14 protein-coding genes are annotated in these 19772 nt (G+C 66.0%); 9 read left to right on the top strand and 5 right to left on the bottom strand.

What is annotated here, in order from left to right:
• The first annotated feature begins 4 nt into the window (after positions 1–4).
• Positions 5–868, top strand: coding sequence for a DMT family transporter (locus TO66_RS07520; protein WP_044461743.1), 864 nt, complete (start codon positions 5–7; stop codon positions 866–868).
• Between the two features lie 242 nt (positions 869–1110).
• Positions 1111–1506: a hypothetical protein gene (locus tag TO66_RS07525; protein ID WP_044461744.1), complete on the top strand. Its 396-nt coding sequence runs from the start codon at positions 1111–1113 to the stop codon at positions 1504–1506.
• A gap of 49 nt (positions 1507–1555) precedes the next feature.
• Here TO66_RS07525 and TO66_RS07530 read toward each other — a convergent pair whose 3' ends face one another.
• The 4 genes from TO66_RS07530 to TO66_RS07545 all read right to left on the bottom strand — a co-directional run bounded on the left by TO66_RS07530 (position 1556) and on the right by TO66_RS07545 (position 5707).
• Positions 1556–2500: a LysR family transcriptional regulator gene (locus TO66_RS07530; protein WP_044461745.1), complete on the bottom strand. Its 945-nt coding sequence runs from the start codon at positions 2498–2500 to the stop codon at positions 1556–1558.
• 69 nt (positions 2501–2569) lie between these two features.
• On the bottom strand, positions 2570–4099 hold the full coding sequence (locus tag TO66_RS07535) for a tripartite tricarboxylate transporter permease (protein WP_044461746.1): 1530 nt from the start codon (positions 4097–4099) through the stop codon (positions 2570–2572).
• Complete coding sequence (locus TO66_RS07540; RefSeq protein WP_044461747.1) at positions 4096–4629, bottom strand: tripartite tricarboxylate transporter TctB family protein; 534 nt, start codon at positions 4627–4629, stop codon at positions 4096–4098. The genes TO66_RS07535 and TO66_RS07540 overlap by 4 nt, the downstream gene beginning before the upstream one ends.
• 64 nt (positions 4630–4693) lie before the next feature.
• Positions 4694–5707 carry a tripartite tricarboxylate transporter substrate binding protein gene (locus TO66_RS07545; protein WP_044461748.1) on the bottom strand — a complete coding sequence of 338 codons (1014 nt, stop codon included), beginning with the start codon at positions 5705–5707 and terminating at the stop codon, positions 4694–4696.
• A 306-nt stretch (positions 5708–6013) separates the two neighbouring features.
• Between TO66_RS07545 and TO66_RS07550 the strand changes: the two genes are divergently transcribed.
• The 7 genes from TO66_RS07550 to TO66_RS07580 all read left to right on the top strand — a co-directional run bounded on the left by TO66_RS07550 (position 6014) and on the right by TO66_RS07580 (position 14909).
• The gene (locus TO66_RS07550) at positions 6014–7357 is read left to right on the top strand and encodes an MFS transporter (RefSeq protein ID WP_044461749.1); all 1344 of its coding nucleotides are present in this window, start codon (positions 6014–6016) and stop codon (positions 7355–7357) included.
• A complete protein-coding gene (locus TO66_RS07555) occupies positions 7350–8315 on the top strand; it encodes an amidohydrolase (protein WP_044461750.1) in 966 nt (321 codons plus the stop codon). The genes TO66_RS07550 and TO66_RS07555 overlap by 8 nt, the downstream gene beginning before the upstream one ends.
• A complete protein-coding gene (locus tag TO66_RS07560; RefSeq protein WP_044461751.1) occupies positions 8312–9316 on the top strand; it encodes a 4-hydroxythreonine-4-phosphate dehydrogenase PdxA in 1005 nt (334 codons plus the stop codon). The genes TO66_RS07555 and TO66_RS07560 overlap by 4 nt, the downstream gene beginning before the upstream one ends.
• A gap of 362 nt (positions 9317–9678) precedes the next feature.
• Entirely contained in the window at positions 9679–11007 is a 1329-nt protein-coding gene (locus TO66_RS07565; protein ID WP_044461752.1) for an MFS transporter, read from the top strand.
• A gap of 36 nt (positions 11008–11043) precedes the next feature.
• Positions 11044–12219, top strand: coding sequence for an L-rhamnonate dehydratase (locus TO66_RS07570; RefSeq protein WP_044461753.1), 1176 nt, complete (start codon positions 11044–11046; stop codon positions 12217–12219).
• Positions 12220–12285: 66 nt separating this feature from the next.
• Positions 12286–13287 (top strand): AraD1 family protein, encoded by a 1002-nt coding sequence (gene araD1, locus TO66_RS07575; protein ID WP_044461754.1) that lies wholly within the window; start codon positions 12286–12288, stop codon positions 13285–13287.
• Positions 13288–13328: 41 nt separating this feature from the next.
• Positions 13329–14909, top strand: a complete 1581-nt coding sequence (locus TO66_RS07580; RefSeq protein ID WP_044461755.1) for an aldehyde dehydrogenase (NADP(+)) — start codon at positions 13329–13331, stop codon at positions 14907–14909.
• Positions 14910–15019: 110 nt separating this feature from the next.
• On the opposite strand, the gene TO66_RS07585 is transcribed toward TO66_RS07580, so the two are convergent.
• Positions 15020–19648, bottom strand: a complete 4629-nt coding sequence (locus TO66_RS07585) for an autotransporter domain-containing protein (protein ID WP_044461756.1) — start codon at positions 19646–19648, stop codon at positions 15020–15022.
• Positions 19649–19772: the final 124 nt, after the last annotated feature.

Genomic DNA, 19772 nt, shown 5'->3' on the forward strand with positions numbered 1-19772 from the left:
ATTCATGTTGGTCATTTCAAAAAAGTCCGCGCTCGCGGCGGCTTCCACGAGCCTGTTCGTCCTGCTCTGGAGCAGTGGCGCGATCTTCTCCAAGTGGGGGCTGGCGCATGCCTCGCCCTTTGCCTTCCTGCTGATCCGTTTCGCTATCGCCCTGTGCGGGCTGGTGCTGCTGGTGCCGCTGCTCAGGCTGCGCCTGCCCCGTGGGCGCAAGCCGATGCTGTTCGCGGTGGCCACCGGCCTGGTGCTGCTGGGGATGTACCAGATCTTCTACCTGCTGGCCCTGGACCTGAAGGTCACGCCCGGGGTCATGGCCACCATCATGGGGGTGCAACCGATCCTCACGGTGGTGATCATGGAGCGCCAGCGTTCCTGGGGCCGGATGTTCGGCCTCGCACTGGGCCTGGCCGGCTTGATCATGGTGGTGTACCAGGGGATCGGCCTGGCCGGCATGTCGCTGGCCGGGATGCTCTTCGGGCTGCTGGCCCTGGCGAGCATGACCCTGGGGTCGATCATGCAGAAGCGCATCACCGACAACCCGCTGGGCACCCTGCCGGTGCAGTACCTGGCCGGGTTGTTGCTGTGCACGCTGTTCGTGCCGTTCCAGCCATTCCACTTCGAGCACAGCGTCGGCTTCATCGTCCCGGTGCTGTGGATGGGGCTGGTGGTCTCGGTGCTGGCGACCCTGCTGCTGTACCGCCTGATCGCCCGCGGCAATCTGGTCAACGTCACCAGCCTGTTCTACCTGGTGCCGGCGGTGACCGCGGTGATGGATTACCTGGTGTTCGGCAACCGGCTGGCGCTGCTGAGCCTGTTCGGCATGCTGCTGATCATCGTCGGGCTGGTGTTCGTCTTTCGTAAAAGCGCCTGATTCATGAGGGCTGGGCGCGGTTCCCGCAGGGCGCGGGGGCCGCGCTTTTTTATGGCCGGGCAAAAGACGCGGCGGCCCTTAAGTTTGGTGTCGACGGGTCGATACAGTTGATGGCTAATGGCTATTACTTTTCCATTCCGCTACAACGTTTTATAGGCTCTTGGCAATAAGAAAAACCTTAAAAGTTAAAGAAGTGTCCTAGGCTGACGACATACTCTCTAGATCTTAAGGAGATGTCGGAAATGGGCACCAGATTGTGGATGGCAAGTATCGGTGTGTTTCTCGGATTGAGTGGCGTCTGCACCGCGGCCCCTCAAACCGCTCAGGGAGTGATCTATTTCCACGGCAGCATCGAAGAGGAGCCTTGCACACCGAGCACGGTTCCCGATGTTTCCGGTCGCGGCATCACCTTCAACCTTTCCCAGTGCCCGACGCTTTCGCGGGGCAATGAAATCCACGTGAACCCGGTCGGCCCCTCGCGCACGGTGACGGCGCTCGATCACTCGGCGGTCGAGGTCAAGCTGGTGGCGGACAGCGGGTCGGCGGGGCGCTACTACGACCAGCAATATGTCCTGGTCGACAAGGCGGGCAAGCGGGTCGAATCGGGTGCCTACCTGATTACCCTGACGTCGCCATAAGCCTGCCGTGCGCTGCCCGGCATCCCGATGCGGGGCAGCGACGAGCGGTTCAGGCCTGGGACAACTGCTGCTCGGATCGCACCGAATTCATGAAGGCCTGCATCGCCGATGACTGGATGCGGTGCCGGCGGGTAATCAGGCCGAAGGGTGGCAGCCGCGCCTCGAAGTGGATGGGCAGCACCGCCAGCAAGTCGCGCCCCGGATAGTCTTCGACCACCGACACCGGCGTGACCCCGATCATATCGGTCTGCTGCACCAGCGACAGCAGGGTCATGATCGAGGTGGTCTCGACGATGCTGCTGGGAATGTCCACCCGTGCGTCGTGGAACACCTGGTTGATGATCGAACGCATGGGGCTGGGATGTTGTTGCAACACCCAGGTCTCGTCCTGCAATTGCCCCCAGCTCAACTGCGTGGCCTGCGCCAACGGATTCTGCGCCCCGGCGATCACGCACAGCGCCTCTTCCCCGAGGCTGTCGAACAACAATTCTTCCGCCCGCGCGCCTGCGGGAATCCGCCCCAGCACGATATCCAGCTGATCCTGCAGCAGGGCCTGGACCAGCACATCGCTGGTGTCGACCTGGATGCTCATGGACAGCCGCGGGTGGCTTTTTTTCAAGGTGGCGATGGTGCGGGTCAGCAGCCCCGAGGCCAGCGCCGGAATGGCCCCGACCGTGACTCGCCCGAGGTTGCCGGACTCCAGCGCCACCAGTTCTTCGCGCATGCCGCTGAGCTCGGCGAAGACCATGCGCGCGTAATAGATCACCGTCTCGCCGAAGGGTGTCGGGCGCATGCCCCGGGGCAGGCGCTCGAACAGCTCGACCCCCAGCAGGTCCTCGGCCTCGTGCAGCATCTTGGTCGCCGCCGGCTGGGTCATTCCTATGTGGTCGGCGGCCCGGCGCAACGAACCGAACTCCTGCAAGGCCAGCATCAACCGCAGTTGCCGCAGGCGCAGGCGGCTGTGGATCACGTTGGCATCGGGAATTCGAGTCATGGGGCGTGCTCGCGGCGGGGGGAGCGGCAAGCCTGACAATAAATGCCAGGCGTTGCCAGTGCTGCGCATTCAGGACACCGCCTTGGTTTTTGCCGGGCGCCGGCCGCGCCAGCCCCACAGGCTGCGCACGCCGCGCGAGAGCAGGGGCCAGAACAGCATCGCCAGGGCGGCGGTGGTCAGGCTGCCCGCCAGCGGGTTGGACCAGAAGATCCCCAGTTGCCCGTCGGAGAACAGCATCGACTGGCGGAAGGCGTCTTCGGCCTTGTCCCCCAGCACCGCTGCCAGGACCAGCGGGGCGATCGGGTAGCCGAGCTTCTTGAACAGATAGCCCAGGGCGCCGAAGCCGAGCATCAGCACCACGTCGAAGAAGGCGTTGTGCACCGAGTAGGCACCGATGGCGCAGATCATGATGATGATCGGCGCGATGATCGAGAACGGGATCCGCAGGATCGAGGCGAACAGCGGCACGGTGGCCAGGACCACGATCAGGCTGACCACGTTGCCCAGGTACATGCTGGCGATCAGGCCCCAGACAAAGTCGTGCTGTTCGACGAACAGCGTCGGCCCCGGGTGCAGGCCCCAGATCATCAGGCCGCCGAGCATCACCGCCGCCGTGGCCGAGCCGGGAATGCCCAGGGTCAGCATCGGCAACAGGGCGCTGGTGCCGGCGGCATGGTCGGCGGTTTCCGGGGCGATCACCCCTTCGACTTCGCCCTTGCCGAAGTTGCCGCGGTTCTTCGAGAACCGCCGCGCCAGGCTGTAGCTCATGAACGACGCGGCCGTCGGTCCGCCCGGGGTGATGCCCATCCAGCAGCCCACCAGGGTGCTGCGCACGATGGTCAGCCAGTAGCGCGGCAGCCGCGCCCAGGTGCGCAGGATCACCATCGGCGTGATGCGCCCGCGCTCGCCGCGGAACACCAGGCCTTCCTCGACGGTGCAGAGGATTTCGCCGATGCCGAACAGGCCGATCACCGCCACCTCGAAGCTGATCCCGGTCATCAGCAGCGGCTGGTCGAAGGTCAGGCGCAGGTTGCCGGACACGGTGTCCATGCCGACCGCGGCCATGGCGAAGCCGATCATCATCGCCACCACGGTTTTCAGCGGCGGGTTCTTGCTCATGCCGATAAAGGTGCAGAACGCCAGCAGGTACACCGCGAAGAACTCCGGCGAACTGAAGGACATGGCGAACTCGGCGATGCGCGTGGACAGGAAGGTCAGCAGCAACACCCCGCACAGGGCGCCGATCAGCGCCGAGCTGAAGGCCGCGGTCAGGGCTTCGGCGGCGCGGCCTTCGCGGGCCATGGGATAGCCGTCGAAGGTGGTGGCCACCGATGACGGCTCGCCCGGGATGTTGAACAGGATCGAGGTGATCGACCCGCCGAACAACGCCCCCCAGTACATGCACGAGAGCAGGATGATCGCCGACACCGGGGCCATGGTGAAGGTCAGGGGCAGCAACAGCGCCACGCCGTTGGGCGCGCCGAGGCCGGGCAGCACGCCGACCAGGATGCCCAGCAGCACGCCGACCACCATCAGGCCGATATGCCCGGGGGTGAGGATCAGGTTCATGCCTTGCAGCAGGGAATCGAATTCGCTCATTTCAGGCGGCTCCCCAGCAGGCTCAACCAGTCGCCTGGCGGGCCGGCATCCAGCGGCACCTTGAACCACAGGGCGAAGATCAGGTAGCTGGCGGTGACCGCACCGAGGGACACGCCGCCGATCATCCATTTGCCGTAGGGCCTGGCGCGCACCCGGTCGCGCCACATGAACCAGGCGATGAACAGCGCCGAGGCCAGGTAGATCCCGGTAAAGGGCATGGCGGCGACGAACAGGGCGATCGGCATGAACACCGACAGCACCTGGGCAAAGGCCGCGCGGCTGACGAACGCCACGTCCAGGGCGTGCCAGCGCAGCAGGGTCGACAGGCCGTTGGCCAGGCTGGCGACGCTCAGCAACAGGCCGATGTAGAAGGGGAAGTAGCCGGGCTCGGGGCCGGTGTCGCCCCAGCCGATGCCTTGTTCGGCGCTGCCGAACATCACCACCGCGCCTAGCGACGCGGTGAACAGGGCCAGGCCCAGCTCGACCCAGCGGGTGCCGAGCAGCGTTGAAGAATCCGTGGAACGGGACATGCGAACACCTCCAGAAGGTGGCCGCCGGACGCCCTGCGGCACAGGGCGCGCGGCAACGGGCGGATCAGTCGCGCAGCCAGCCGGCGTCCTTGAACACCGGGGTGACGCGGGCAGTGTCTTGCTCGATATAGGCGGTCAGCGACTCGCCTTCGAGGAAGGTCGGCACCAGGGCGTTCTGCGCCACGTAGGCCTTGAACTCCGGAGTCTGGGTGACCTTGCGCATCAGCTCGACGTAGAACGCCCGCTGCTCGGCGCTGACCTCGCCGGGCATGAACACGGTGCGCGGGAAACGGTACTGGTCGATGCCCAGGCCCTGCTCGTGGCAGGTGGGGATATCGGCCCAGGCTTTGTCGCCGGCGACCTTGGCGGTGTATTGCATGCGCTGTTGGCTGAACACGCACAGCGGCTCGACCTGGTCGCCGCGCCATTGGCTGATGCTTTCGGCGGGATTGTTGAGGTTGGCGGCGATGTGCTTGCCGGCCAATTGGGTCGCCGCTTCGCTGCCGCTCTTGAAGGGAATGTAGGTCAGCTTGGCGCCGGTGCTGCGGTTCAGCAGCAGGGTCAGGGTCTGGTCGACGTCCTTGGACTGGCTGCCGCCCATGCGCAGTTTCGAGGGGTCGCTCTTCACCGCGTCGTAAAAGCCCCTGGCGTCTTTCCAGGGCGCGCCCTTGTAGCTCCAGAGAATGAAGTCGTCCTCGGCGAGGGCGGCGACCGGGGTCAGTTCCTGCCATTGGTAACCGAGCCTGGATACCAGCGGCAGCAGGTAGATGTTGTTGGTGCCGATCACCAGTTTCTCGGCATCGCCCTTGGCCATCTTCAGGTCGAGGAAGGCCTCGGCGCCGTTGCCGCCGCCCTTGTTGAGGACGATGGTGTTGACGTCCAGCAGCTTGTGGGTGGTGATGATCGACTGGATCAGCCGGCCGAGCTGGTCGGTGCCGCCACCGGGGCCGCCGGCGATGACGATCTCGACGTTCTTGTCGGGCTGCCAGGCGTGGGCGAGGGCAGGCAGGGTGCTGGCGCCGAGCAGGGTGCAGCCCAGGAGCAGGCGTGAGGTGCGACGAACGAATCTTGTCCGCATGGGGAGCCTCTTTCTTGTAATTGTTATGAGTGGCTTGTTCAGCGGCGGGGCCGCTAGCCTGGGTCGAGTGTGGGAAGCTGCGGGCCTGGCGTCTACTCAAAACAAAACATACACCGATAGCCTGGGGTTATCGCAAACGCCCCGACCCATGCAGCCAGGGACCAGGGCCTACAGGCTGCCATACCCCCAGGCTATCGCCGTATGCCAAGTTTTGATTAGACGGTTATCGCTGGGCCTTCGATAGTGCAGCTCAGCGGCGCCTGTGACGGCGCGCCACCACAACAATAAGAAAAAGAGGTACGCACCATGGCTCGTTCCAGTGCTTCCCTGCACCTGCCCCAAGGGACGCTCGACGCGGCGCCCGCAACCCCGGGCGCCACGCTCCGGGCCAGCTCGGTACGCTGGCGGATCTTCGCGATCGTCTTCGCCCTGACCATGGTCAACCTGATCGACCGGGTCTCGCTGTCCATCGCCATGCCGACCATCGCCCATGAGTTCGCCCTGTCGCCGAGCCTGCAGGGGCTGATTCTCAGCAGCTTCTTCTGGGCCTACGCGCTGTTGCAGATTCCCGGTGGCTGGCTGATCGACCGTTTCGGCCCGCACCGGGTCATCGCCTGGTCGACCGGCCTGTGGGGCACTTTCCAGGTGCTGGCGGCCTTCGCCACGAGCGGTCTGTCCTTGCTGTTCGCCCGGGTGGCCCTGGGCGCGGCGGAGGCGCCACTGTTTCCGTCCGGCGGCAAGCTGATTTCCCTGTGGCTGGCGCCCGGCGAACGCAGTCGCGGCGCGGTGCTGATGGACAGCGGCAGCCCGCTGGGCGTGGCCATCGGCGGGTTGCTGATCGCCTACCTGATCGCGCTGCTCGATTCCTGGCGGCTGGCGTTCGTGATTGCCGGCGTGGCGACCCTGCTGCTGGCCTGGGTGGCCTACCGCTACCTGCGGGACGATCCGGCCCGCCATCCGCAGGTCAATGCCGCCGAACTCGCGCAGATCGATGCCGGCCGCGCCACGCCGGCCGCCGAGGCGGCACGGGCGCCGGTCAAGGGGCTGGGCATCGCCGCGCGCTCCCTGAGCGGCCTGCTGATCGGCCGCGGCAGCTGGGCCATGGTCTATTTCGGGCTGCTGACCTGGGGGCCGAGCTACCTGGCCCAGGCGCGGGGCTTCGATATCAAGGGCATCGGCGCCGCCACCTTCGTGATTTTCATCTGCGGCGCCCTGGGGTCGCTGACCGGTGGGTTCCTCTGCGACGGCTTGATCCGCAAGGGCGTCGGCCGTGGCCTGGCGGTCAAGAGCCTGCTGGCGTTTTCCGGGGTGGTCGCACTGTTGGCGTTCCTGCTGCTGCCGACCCTGAGCCATCCCTTCGCGGCGGTGGCGCTGCTGGCCCTGACCGCGTTTTTCCTGATGTGGGGCAGCCTCTACTGGAGCTTCCCGGCCCTGCTTGCCGCCCCGGCGCGGGTCGGCCTGATCGGTGGGGTGATGAATATGGCCGGCAGCACCGGCGGCATTGCCGTGCCGATCCTGGTGGGGGTGATCCTGCAATGGGCCGGCGGATTCGCCCCGGTGCTGGGATTCTTCGCGGCGTGCTCGGCGCTGTTCGTGCTGGCCACCTTGCTGATCAGCCTCGACGGCCCTGCGCAGGTGTCCCATGAGTGAGGTTCGGGCGCTATGGGACGGACCGATAGTCGACGCCCATCATCACTTCTGGGACCCGCAGAACAACCCCCATCCGTGGCTGCGGCCGCAGGCCCGCATCGACTTTCGCTACGGCGACTACAGCGCGCTCAAGCGCCGTTATTTTCCCGAGGACTATTTCGCCGACGCCGGCCCGCACCGGGTGGTGCGCACGGTGTATGTGGAAACCGAATGGGAGCCCAGCGATCCGATTGGCGAAACCCGCTTCATCGAACAACTGGCCGCCCGCTACGGCGTGCCCAACGCGGTGGTGGCGCAGGCCTGGCTCGACCATCCGGACGCGTGCGCGGTGCTTGCCGAGCAGGCATCGTTCGCCTGTGTGCGCAGCGTGCGGCACAAGCCCGGCGGTCCGCTGTCGCCCGGGCAAGTGGGGCAGGTCCGCACCTTGATGAGCGACGAGCGCTGGCGCCGCGGCTACGCCGAACTGCAAGGCCTGGGGTTGCACTTCGACTTGCAGACGCCCTGGTGGAACCTGCCGGAGGCCGAACGCCTGGCCCGCGACTTTCCCGGGATCACCCTGATCCTCAACCACACCGGCTTGCCCAGCGACCGCAGCGAACACGGCCTGCGGGCCTGGCATGCGGCCATGGCGCGGCTGGCCGGATGGCCCAACGTGCGGGTGAAGATTTCCGGCCTGGGGCAGGCCGGCAAGCCCTGGCGCGCGGAGGACAACGCCTGGATCGTCCGGCAGACCATCGCCCTGTTCGGCAGCGAGCGGGCCATGTTCGCCAGCAACTTTCCGGTGGACAGCCTCTGTGGATCGTTCGACACCATCTACAGCGGTTTCAAGCACATGGTCGCCGATCTGCCGCGCGCCGATCAGCAGCGCCTGTTCTACGGCAACGCCCTGCGCCTCTACCGCTGCGAGCCTTGCGCCAGCGACCCGATCCAGCCCGAACCTGTGAGGAGTGAAGCATGAACAAAAGCAAAATCGCCATGGTCCTGGGCGACCCCGCGGGCATCGGCCCGGAATTGATCGCCCGCTTGTTGAGCGATGCCAAGGTGCGCCAGCAGGCCCGGGTGATCCTGATCGCCGACGAGGCCGAGATGCGCCGCGGCATGGACCTCGCCGGGCAGGCTTTCCCCTACCGCCAGGTGGCCTCCCTGGAACAACTGGAGTTCGTCGACGACACGCCGTTGTTCTACGACTTTCGCGGCCAGGCCGTGGGCGCCTTCCCTCGCGGCGAGGCCAGTGCGATCGGTGGGCGCTACAGCCTCGACACCCTGGAACTGGCGTTGCGCCTGACCGAAAGCGGAGCCACCGACGCGTTGTTGTTCGGCCCCTTGAACAAGACCTCGCTGCACATGGCCGGCATGGCCCATAACGATGAACTGCACTGGTTCGCCGAGCTGCTGGATTTCCACGGGCCGTTCTGCGAGTTCAACGTGCTCGACAACCTCTGGACCTCGCGGGTGACCTCCCATGTGGCCCTGGCGGATGTGCCGGGCCTGCTCAGCCAGGCGCGCGTGGTGGAGGCTATCCAGCTGATCGACAGCGCGCTCAAGCGCAGCGGCCTGGCGCAACCGCGAATCGGCGTGTGCGGGCTCAACCCGCACAATGGCGACAACGGTTCGTTCGGCCGCGAGGAGCTGGACATCATCGGCCCGGCGGTGGCCAGCGCCCGGGCCCTGGGGATCGCGGCCGAGGGGCCGTATCCGGGCGACACCATCTTCCTCAAGGTGCAGGGCGATGCCAGTGCCTTCGATGCGGTGGTGACCATGTACCACGACCAGGGGCAGATCGCGATCAAGCTCATGGGGTTCTCCCGCGGCGTCACGGTCCAGGGCGGCCTGCCGATCCCCATCACCACCCCGGCCCACGGCACCGCCTTCGACATCGCCGGGCAGGGCAAGGCCAACGTCGGGGCGATCCGCCAGGCGTTCGAGATCGCCTGCCGCATGGGCAGCCACCGCTACTGAGCCGCGTCTCGCTGAACCCAGCTATCCCTGAACCCACCTATCCCTTAACAGCAGGAGCGAGCTTGCTCGCGACAAGGACCGCGCAGACACCCCGCAGGTGACTGCCAGGCCCTTGTCGCGAACAGGCCGCTCCTGCTTTTTTTCCGGCGCTGATAACCCGACCTGCGCATAAAGCGCTTCTAGCAATCACCCCAGGTTATCGCCGGATACGCATAAGTGATTATCCGCGCCCCCTCTGCGCTGGCTACAGTCGCGCCATCGAATGACCGCCACCCGAGTGGCACCGGGCCTTCGACACACAACGACAAAAAGCCCGCCTTGTCTCTTCCGCAAGGCACATACCGGCATCAAGGAACACACCTATGACCCGTTCGGATTCCGCCCTGGCGCTGTCCAGTGCGATTGCCAAAAGCCGGCTGCGCCTGCTGCCCTTCCTGATCCTGATGTACATCCTGGCCTTCATCGACCGTTCCAACGTCGGCTTCGCCAAGGCGGCGCTGCAGGCCGATACCGGGCTGGGCGACGCGGCGTTTGCCTTCGGCGCGAGCATTTTCTTCATCGGCTACGCCTTCTTCGAAGTGCCGAGCAACTACATGCTGCACCGCCTCGGCGCGCGGGCCTGGCTGTGCCGGATCATGGTCACCTGGGGCCTGGTGTCGGCGGCGATGATGTTCGCCCACGACGCCGAGACCTTCTACCTGCTGCGCTTCTTGCTCGGCGTGGCCGAAGCCGGGTTCTTCCCGGGGATCATTCTCTACCTCACTTACTGGTTCCCGGCGCAGAGCCGTGGCCAGGCCCTGGGCCTGTTCTATTTCGGCCTGCCCCTGGCGCTGGTGCTGGGCAGCCCGCTGTCGGGCTGGCTGCTGGAGTTCCATGGCGTGTTCGGCCTGCGCAACTGGCAATGGCTGTTCGTGGTCGAGGGGTTGATGGCCTCGGTGGTCGGCATCGCCGCCTGGTTCTACCTGGTGGACCGCCCGGCCCATGCCCGCTGGCTCAGCGCCGAGCAGAAGCAGGCGCTGCAAGCCGTCCTCGCCGAAGAGGACGCGCGCAAGCAGGGCAGCAGCCCCCATGGTTTCCTCAGTGCCTTGCGCAACCCGCGGGTCCTGCAGTTCTGCCTGGCCTACTTCACCATCCAGATGAGTGTGTACGGCGTGGTGTTCTACCTGCCGACCCGCATCGCCGGCCTGCTCGACGGCCATGTCGGCCTGAGCGTCGGCCTGATTACCGCGATCCCCTGGATCTGTGCCCTGGTGGTGACGCGCCTGGTCACCCGCTACGCCGACCGCAGCGGCCAGCACCGGCGCCTGGCGGTGGCCATGCTGACCATGGCCGCCCTGGGCATCGCGGCCTCGGCCATGGGCAGCGGCATGTTCGTGGTGGTGTTGGCGTTCTGCTTCGCCGCGGCCGGTTTCGTCGCCGTGCAGCCGCTGTTCTGGACCATTCCCACTCACTACCTCAGTGGCGCGGCGGCGGCCGGTGGCATTGCCCTGATCAACTCCATCGGCAACCTCGGCGGCTTCGTCGCGCCGAACCTGAAGACCCTGATGGAAACCCAGTTCGCCGATCCCCGGGCCGGCATGTTCGCCCTGGCCCTGGTCGGCCTCGTCGGCGCGGTCCTGCTGTCCCGTTTGCACGGCAGCCCGCAGACCCCGGCTTCTCCCTCTCAACTGACGCCACTCCAGGTCGGCTGATTACCCCAGCAGCGCATTAGCAAGGAACTTCTATTCATGAAAATCAAAGCGATCCGTACCCGCGTCTTCGAGTGGAAAGGCAAAGTCGTGCCACCCCAGGCGCACTTCTGCACCAATGCCAGCGACATCCTGTTCGAGCGTGGCGATGCCATGGGCTCGTTCCGTTTCCACGGCTGGCTGGTGGTGGAGGTCGAGACCGACAACGGCCTGGTGGGTCTCGGCAACTGCGCCTTGGCGCCACGGGTGGCCAAGGAGATCATCGACACCTACCTGGCCCCGATCGCCATCGGCGAAGACCCGTTCGACAACGAATACATCTGGCAGAAGATGTACCGCCAGAGCCACGCCTGGGGCCGCAAGGGCATCGGCATGGCGGCGATCTCGGCGATCGACATCGCCATCTGGGACATCATGGGCAAGGCGGTGAACAAGCCGGTGTTCAAGCTGCTGGGCGGGCGCACCAAGGAGAAGATCTGGACCTATGCCTCCAAGCTCTACGCCAACGACAACCTCGACCTGTTTCTCGAGGAGGCCCAGGGTTACCTCAACCAGGGGTTCAACGCGCTGAAGATGCGCTTCGGCTACGGCCCGAAAGACGGCCCGGCGGGCATGCGCCGCAACATCGAGCAGGTGCGCGCGCTGCGCGAACTGGCCGGCCCGGATGTCGACATCATGCTCGAGTGCTACATGGGCTGGACCCTGGAATATGCACGGCGCATGTTGCCCAGGCTGGCCGAGTTCGAGCCGCGCTGGCTGGAAGAACCGGTGATCGCCGACGACATCGAGGGATACGTCGAGCTGAAGAAGATGGGGATCATGCCGATCTCCGGCGGCGAGCATGAGTTCACCTCCTATGGCTTCAAGGACCTGCTGGAACGTCGCGCCGTCGACGTGATCCAGTACGACACCAACCGCGTCGGCGGTATCACCGCGGCGCGCAAGATCAACGCCATGGCCGAGGCCTGGTCGGTGCCGGTGATCCCCCACGCCGGGCAGATGCACAACTACCACCTGACGATGTCCAGCACCGCTTCGCCGATGGCCGAGTTCTTCCCGGTGTTCGACGTCGAGGTCGGCAACGAGCTGTTCTATTACGTGTTCAAGGGCGAGCCGCAACCGGTCAATGGTTATATCCAGCTCGACGATCACCAGCCGGGCCTGGGCCTGGAACTCTCCAGCGAGTACCTGAGCGAATTCAACATCATCGAATGACGCTCGCGATCCGCGGCGCGGCGCCACCAGGGCCGCGCCGACCCTTTCGATTCCAGGAGGCCACTCATGCGCCTGATTCAATTTGAAAATGCCCAGGGGCAACGCCAGGTCGGTATCGTCGATGGCGACCGGGTCCAGGTGGTGCGCGACAGCCGCAGCACCCGCGAACTGGCCCTGGCGGCGATCCGCTGCCAGCACAGCCTGCGCGATGAAATCGGCCGTCGTGGCAGCGAGCCCGGCCCGGACTATGCCGCGCTGCTGCGCAACGGCCAGGTGCTGCCGCCGCTGGACCACGAAGACCCGGCGCATTGCCTGATCAGCGGCACCGGCCTGACCCACCTGGGCAGTGCCTCGACCCGGGACAAGATGCACCAGCAGCCGAATCAGGCCGAGGCCGAAGCCGGCATGACCGACACCATGCGCATCTTCAAGTGGGGCCTGGAGGGCGGCAAGCCGGCGGCGGGGCAGGTCGGCGCCCAGCCGGAATGGTTCTACAAGGGCGACGGCAGCATCGTCGTGCGTCCGGGTGCCGACTTCCCGGTGCCACCGTTCGCCGAAGACGCCGGCGAGGAGCCGGAGCTGACCGGGTTGTATGTGATCGGTGACGACGGCCAGCCGTACCGCCTCGGTTATGCCCTGGGCAACGAGTTCTCCGACCATGTGATGGAACGGCGCAATTACCTGTACCTGGCGCATTCCAAGTTGCGCTTCTGCGCCTACGGCCCAGAACTGCGGGTCGGCGAGCTGCCGCGCAACCTGGTGGGCCGCAGCCGCATCCTGCGCGACGGCCAGATCCTCTGGGAGAAGGAGTTCCTCAGTGGCGAGGACAACATGTGCCACAGCCTGGCCAACCTTGAGTTCCACCACTTCAAGTACGCGCAGTTCCTGCGTCCGGGGGACGTGCATGTGCACTACTTCGGCACTGCCACCCTGTCCTTCGCCGACGGGGTGAAAGCCCATCCCGGCGATCGCTTCCAGATCAGCCTCGACGCCTTCGGCGCGCCCCTGGAGAACGGCATCGGCGAGAGCCCCCGGCCGCTGGACATCGGCCAGGTGCGCGCGCTTTGAGTCTTCACTCGCCGGCGTAACGGCCGGCCAAGGAATCCGTCATGACCACGATATTGGGACACAACTACATCGGTGACCGGCGCAGCGCCGAGGGCAGCGAACGGCTGTACAGCCTGGACGCCAGCAGCGGGCAGGCGCTGCCCGGCACTTTCTTCCAGGCCACCGAAGCCGAAGTGGCCGCGGCCGCCAACGCCGCGGCCGCGGCCTATCCGCACTACCGCAATGTCAGCGCCCGGCGGCGGGCGTCCTTCCTCGAGGCGATCGCCGACGAGCTGGATGCCCTGGGCGAGGATTTCATCGTCACCGTGTGCCGCGAAACCGCGCTGCCGGCCGCGCGCATCCAGGGCGAGCGCGCCCGCACCAGCGGCCAGTTGCGGCTGTTCGCCCAGCTACTGCGCCGCGGCGACTTTTATGGCGCGCGGATCGACCGCGCCTTGCCGCAGCGCCAGCCACTGCCACGCCCGGACCTGCGCCAGTACCGCATCGGCCTGGGGCCGGTGGCGGTGTTCGGCGCGAGCAATTTCCCGCTGGCGTTCTCCACCGCGGGCGGCGATACCGCGTCGGCCCTGGCCGCCGGTTGCCCGGTGGTGTTCAAGGCCCACAGCGGGCACATGGCGACCGCCGAATGGGTGGCGGATGCGATCCTGCGCGCGGTCGAGCGCAGCGGCATGCCGGCGGGGGTCTTCAACATGATCTATGGCGGCGGGGTCGGCGAATGGCTGGTCCGGCACCCGGCGATCCAGGCCGTGGGTTTCACCGGCTCGCTCAAGGGCGGCAATGCCCTGGGCCGGATGGCGGCGAGCCGGCCACAGCCGATCCCGGTCTTCGCCGAAATGTCGAGCATCAATCCGGTCATCCTGCTGCCCGAGGCGCTCAAGGTGCGCGGCGAGCAGATTGCCGCCGAACTCAGCGGTTCGGTGACCCTGGGCTGCGGTCAGTTCTGTACCAATCCGGGCCTGATCATCGGCCAGCGCTCGCCCGAATTCAGCGCCTTCCTCCAGCAATTCCGCGCGCAGATGAGCCGGCAAGGGCCGCAGACCATGCTCAACACCGGCACGCTGCACAGCTACCAGCGGGGCCTGGCCGAGCTGCACGCGCATCCGCAGGTGCACCACCTGGCCGGCGAGCCCCAGCAGGGCGACCAGGCGCAGCCGCAGGTGTTCCAGGCCAATGTGGGCCTGCTGCTGGCCGGCGATCCGTTGCTGCAGGAAGAAGTGTTCGGCCCGGCCACCCTGGTGATCGAAGTCGAGGACCAGGCCCAGCTCCGGGCGGCCGTGCAAGCCTTGCGCGGGCAACTGACCGCGACCCTGATTGGCGAGGCGCAGGAGCTGCTGGAGTACCGCTGGCTGGGCGAACTGTTGCAGGAGAAGGTCGGCCGCATCCTGCTCAATGGGTATCCGACCGGGGTCGAGGTGTGCGACGCCATGGTGCACGGCGGGCCGTATCCGGCGACCTCCGATGCGCGGGGCACCTCGGTGGGCACCCTGGCCATCGAGCGTTTCCTGCGGCCGGTGTGTTTCCAGAACTACCCGGACGCCTTGTTGCCCGAAGCCTTGCAGAACGCCAACCCACTGGGCATTCGCCGGCTGGTGGACGGTGAATTCGGCGAGCAGGGCTGGTAGGGAAAGATCGGCGGATGCCGCAAAAAGAGACCCGCCGACAACTGTAGTTGCCGGCCGGTCGATCCCGGTTCGGGCACGGCCAGAGCGCCGCGCCGTCGCCGGGAGGAGGGTCAGAAGCGGTAGCTGGCGTTCAGCAAGACACCGTGTTGCTTGGTGCCGTCGCCGATCTGCCCGCTGTAGCCGGCACCCAGGCTCAGCTCGCGGGTGATGCGGGCCTGTACGCCGGCCTCGATCACCGCGCTGTTGCGCGACAACGCCACGCCCTCGACGCGGAATGCGTCGCTACCGTCGAAACGATAGGTGTTGGACGGCGTGTCGCTGTCCAGGGCGTGCTTCCAGCCGGCACTGGCGAAGACGGTCAATTGCTTGCCGTTCTCCAGTTGCTTGTCGGCGCTGGCGCGCAAGCCGAGGGTGGTGCTGGTCTGCTCGTCCGAACCGCGCTTGGCCCGCAGGGCCGCGGGGCCGCCACGTTCCTTGAAGCCATCGCTCTTGACCTGCACATAGGCCAGGTTGGCGAAGGGTTCCAGCTGCACCGCAGGGCTCAGCTGGAAGCGTCGTCCCAGTTCGCCGAAGGCTTGCAGGGTGTTGGCGTCGTAGCTGGACTTGAGGTGGTCGCCGTAGCCGGCGAAGTTCACCGAACGCTTGGCGTCGATCCGGCTCCAGGTGTACGCCATGCCGCCACGCACATCGATCGAGCCGAGCGCCGTCCCGCCATAGAGCCCCAGGTGGATGTTGTCGTTGTCGCTCGACGAATCCCGGGACGAGGTCTTGAGTTCGCTGCGGCTGTAGCCGGCCATGACCCCGAGACGGCTGTCGTCGCCGACGGCGGTATCGACCCCGGCCAGCAGGCCCTTGGTGTCGCTACGCAGTCTGCTGGCGTTGGTGTCGCCCTTGATCTGGCTCCAGTTGCCCAGGGTGGTGATCCAGGTGCTTGGCCCGTTGTCCGCGGCCTTGGCTTCCTGGCTCGAAGCGCTTGCCCGCAGGCGGCTGTTGGCGGCGTCGCGCACCAGGCGGCTGTCCTGGATCAGCGCCGTGCGCGCCGAGGCGTGGAACTCCCCGGACAGTTGGTCGAAGGCGTCGCGGGCCTGCTCGTCGTCGGGCAGGTAGGCGATGGCCTCGAACAGCTTGTTGTGGACCGGCGGCGTCAGGGCCGGTACCGCTGCGCCTTTCAGGCTTTGCGCGGCTGTGGCCGTGGCGTACTGGTTCGGGGTGTAGGCCGCTTCCTGGAACAGGCGCGTCTGCTGCACATCCAGATAGGCGTTGTGGCTGTCGTAGTTGTCCACCAGGTTGTAGAAGGTCGATACCTCGGTATCGCCGGTCAACTGGTAGCGCCCGTTCAGGCCCTGGTCGGCCGACAGTACCCAGTAGCGCCGATCCAGCTGGTAGCGGGCATTGTCGAGTTTGTGGGCGTCGATGATGCTGCCGTCCTCGAGGTTTGCCTGGCCCTTGACGATCAAGCGGTCGTTGGCGCCGGTGCTCAGCAGTTCGGCCTGGAAGGTCGAGCCGCTGTGCTGGTTCAGGTCGCCGGCCACGGTGAGGGTGCCGATCGAGTTGCCGGGGGCGATGGTGGCGCCGCGGTGCAGGGTGACGTCGCCGACCTGGCCGTTACCCGCCAGGGTCGCGCTGTCATACACGTCGAGGGTGCCGCCGAGTTTGCCGTTGACCGCCAGGATGCCGCTCTCGACCTGGGTCTTGCCGGTAAAGGTCGAGCTGTCGGCGGTCAGTTCGGTACGTCCGGTGCCGCGCTTGTAGAGAGAACCGGTGCCGGACAGCCTGCCGTCGAAGCGGTAGCCGTTGGCGCGGTTGAAGACCAGGCTGCCGGGGGCATCGATCTGTACGTCGCCGAGGATCGAGCCGGTGTCGCCGCCATGCTCGCCGGCACCCAACTGCAGGGTGCCGTTGCTGATCCGCGTGCCGCCGGTGTAGGTGTTCTCGCCGGTGAGCACGGTGGTGCCGGTGCCGAGCTGTTCCACCGAGCCGGTGCCGGAAATCACATGGTCGTACTGGTACTGGTTGCTGCGATCGAAGGCTACCCGACCGTTGTTGTCGATATCGCTGAGCACTTCACCCGCGGTGCCGTTGTGGGCACCGATATACAGGTTGGCGTTCTGCTCGACATGGATTTCGCCGGCCAGTTTGTTGTTCAGCAACAGATCGCCACCCTTGAGGTTCAGGCGGCCGGTGAACTGGCTGGAGTCGCCGTTGAACTGGGTCTGCCCGGCGATGTGGTTGACCGTGCCCTTGCCTTCGAAGCCGGCATCGAACTGATAGTCGCGGTCGCTGTGGTTGAACTGGACCAGCCCCTGGCCCTTGCCGAAGATTATCCGCTGCGCTTGCAGGTGCCCCGCGGTCTTGGCATCGGCGGCGTTGTCGCTGTCCGATCCCACATAGAGCGTGCCGCTGGACTGGGTGTCCTCGGCGATGCGCAACGTACCTTTGCCGTCGCCGATGTTGAGCGTGCCCTGGTCGGTCAGGAGCAGGCTGGCGGTGCCGCCCTGGCCCAGCGTCATGCCGCCGAGAACCTGCCACAGGCTGCCCGCGCCGCTGACGCTGGCGCTGCCGCTGGAGCCCTGGTCGTTGGCGATGATGCTGTCGTGGCTGGTGACCTTGCCGCCATTCTTGATTTCCAGGGTCCCGTCGCCGGCGGCGCCGACGACCAGCAGCTTGTCGGTGGACAGGGTGCTGTTGTCGACGCTGAGGGTGCCTTTCGATTTCTTGAGGGCGCCGAGCACGGTGTTGCCGCCGGTCTCGACCTTGGCGCCATTGGTCAGTTTCAGCGAGCCGTCGCCGCCGTAGCCCACGAACAGGTCGCCCAGGGTCTTCCACAGGCTGCCGGTGCCATCGACGCTGACGTCGCCCTGGCTGTCCTGGTCGTTGGCGACGATGCTGTCATGGCTGCTGACCTTGCCGCCATTCTTGATCTCCATGGAGCCGTTACCGGCACCGCCGACGATCAGTAGCTTGCCGGTGGACAGGGTGCTGTCGTCGACGCTGAGGGTGCCGTTCGCGTTCTTTAGGGTGCCGAGCACGGTGCTGCCGCCGGTCTCGACCCCGGCGCCATTGGTCAGCGTCAGGGAGCCGTCGCCGCCATAGCCCACGAACATATCGCCGAGGGTCTTCCACAGGCTGTCGGGACCGTCGATGCTGACGTCGCCATGGCTGGTCAGGTCGTTGGCGATGATGCTGTCGTGGCTGGTGACCTTGCCGCCATTCTTGATCTCCAGGGTGCCGTTGCCGGCATCGCCGACGACCAGCAGCTTGCCGGTGGTCAGGGTGCTGTCGTCGACGCTGAGGGTACCGTTCGCGCCTTTGTGCTTGCCGAGCACGGTGTGGCCGCCGGTCTCTACCTTGGCGCCATTGGTCAGCTTCAGCGAGCCGTCGCCGCCATAGCCCACGAACATATCGCCGAGGGTCTTCCACAGGCTGTCGGGACCGTCGATGCTGACGTCGCCGTTGCTGCCCAGGTCGTTGGCGATGATGCTGTCGTGACTGGTGACCTTGCCGCCATTCTTGATCTCCAGGGTGCCGTTGCCGGCATCGCCGACGACCAGCAACTTGCCGGTGGACAGGGTGCTGTTGTCGACACTGACGGAACCTGTCGAGCCTTTTTTCGAGCCGAGCACGGTGTGGCCACCGGTCTCGACCTTGGCGCCATTGGTCAGTTTCAGCGAGCCGTCGCCGCCATAGCCCACGAACATATCGCCGAGGGTCTTCCACAGGCTGTCGGGACCGTCGATGTTGACGTCGCCGTTGCTGCCCAGGTCGTTGGCGATGATGCTGTCATGGCTGGTGACCTGGCCGCGATTCTTGATCTCCAGGGTTGCGTCGCCGGCGCCGCCGACGATCAGCAGTTTGCCGGTGGTCAGGGTGCTGTTGTCGACGCTGACGGAACCTGTCGAGCCTTTTTTCGAGCCGAGGAGGGTGTTGCCGTCCGTCTCGACCTTGGCGCTATTGGTGAGTTTCAGCGCGCCATCCCCGCCGAGGCCCACGATCATGTCGCCGAGGGTCTTCCAGAGGCTGCCGGCGCCATCGACCGTGGTATTGCCATGACTGCCCAGGTCATTGGCGATGATGCTGTCCTGGCTTTGGACCTTGCCGCCATTCTTGATCTCCAGGGAGCCATTGCCGGCACCGCCGACCACCAGGTTCTTGTCGCTGGTCAGTGTCGAATTGTCGACGATGAGCTTGCCGGTCCCGGTGCGCTGGGCGCCGATCAGGGTGTCGCCCTGGGAGCGGCCAGTGGAGCCGTTCTTCAGGTTCAGGGTGCCGTCGCCGCCGTTGCCGACGATCAACGGGCCGCCGGTAGTCAGGGTCGCGCCGTCGTTGAAGGTGGCCTTGCCCGTGGTGTTCTGCCCGGTTCCCAGGGTGAAGGCATCACCTACGGTCAGCTTGCCGCCACCGCCGACATTCAGTTGTCCCAGGCCATTGGCCAGGGTGCCGATGTTCAAGGAACCCACCGTGCGCGCACTGTCCAGCTGGGCGACGTCGTGGCGGCCGTAGTACGGGCGGTCGATGTTGACTACATCGGTGCTGGAGGGCGCGCCATTGCTCCAGTTGCCACTTTTTTCCCAGGCGTTGGTGTCGTTGACCCGAATGGTGGGGTTGCCATCCTTGTCATTTACAAAGTAATGGGCGTCGCCGGTCCACGTCGTGGCGGCCAACGCGGCCGGGCTGAGGGAACTCAATGCCAGGGCGACGGCGATGGCGATACCGGTAGGGCTGAAGTTATGTCGTGTCATCGTTTTTCTTTCCAGGAGGATGCCTGTGGGTCGTGGGATAAAAACGGCGTCGAACGCGTTATCGATGGCGATGCGCCGAGAGGCGTTGTTCGCTATGAAGTGCTGGGTTGATACGCAAAGTGCG

This window comes from Pseudomonas sp. MRSN 12121 (genome assembly GCF_000931465.1).
Taxonomy (GTDB): domain Bacteria; phylum Pseudomonadota; class Gammaproteobacteria; order Pseudomonadales; family Pseudomonadaceae; genus Aquipseudomonas.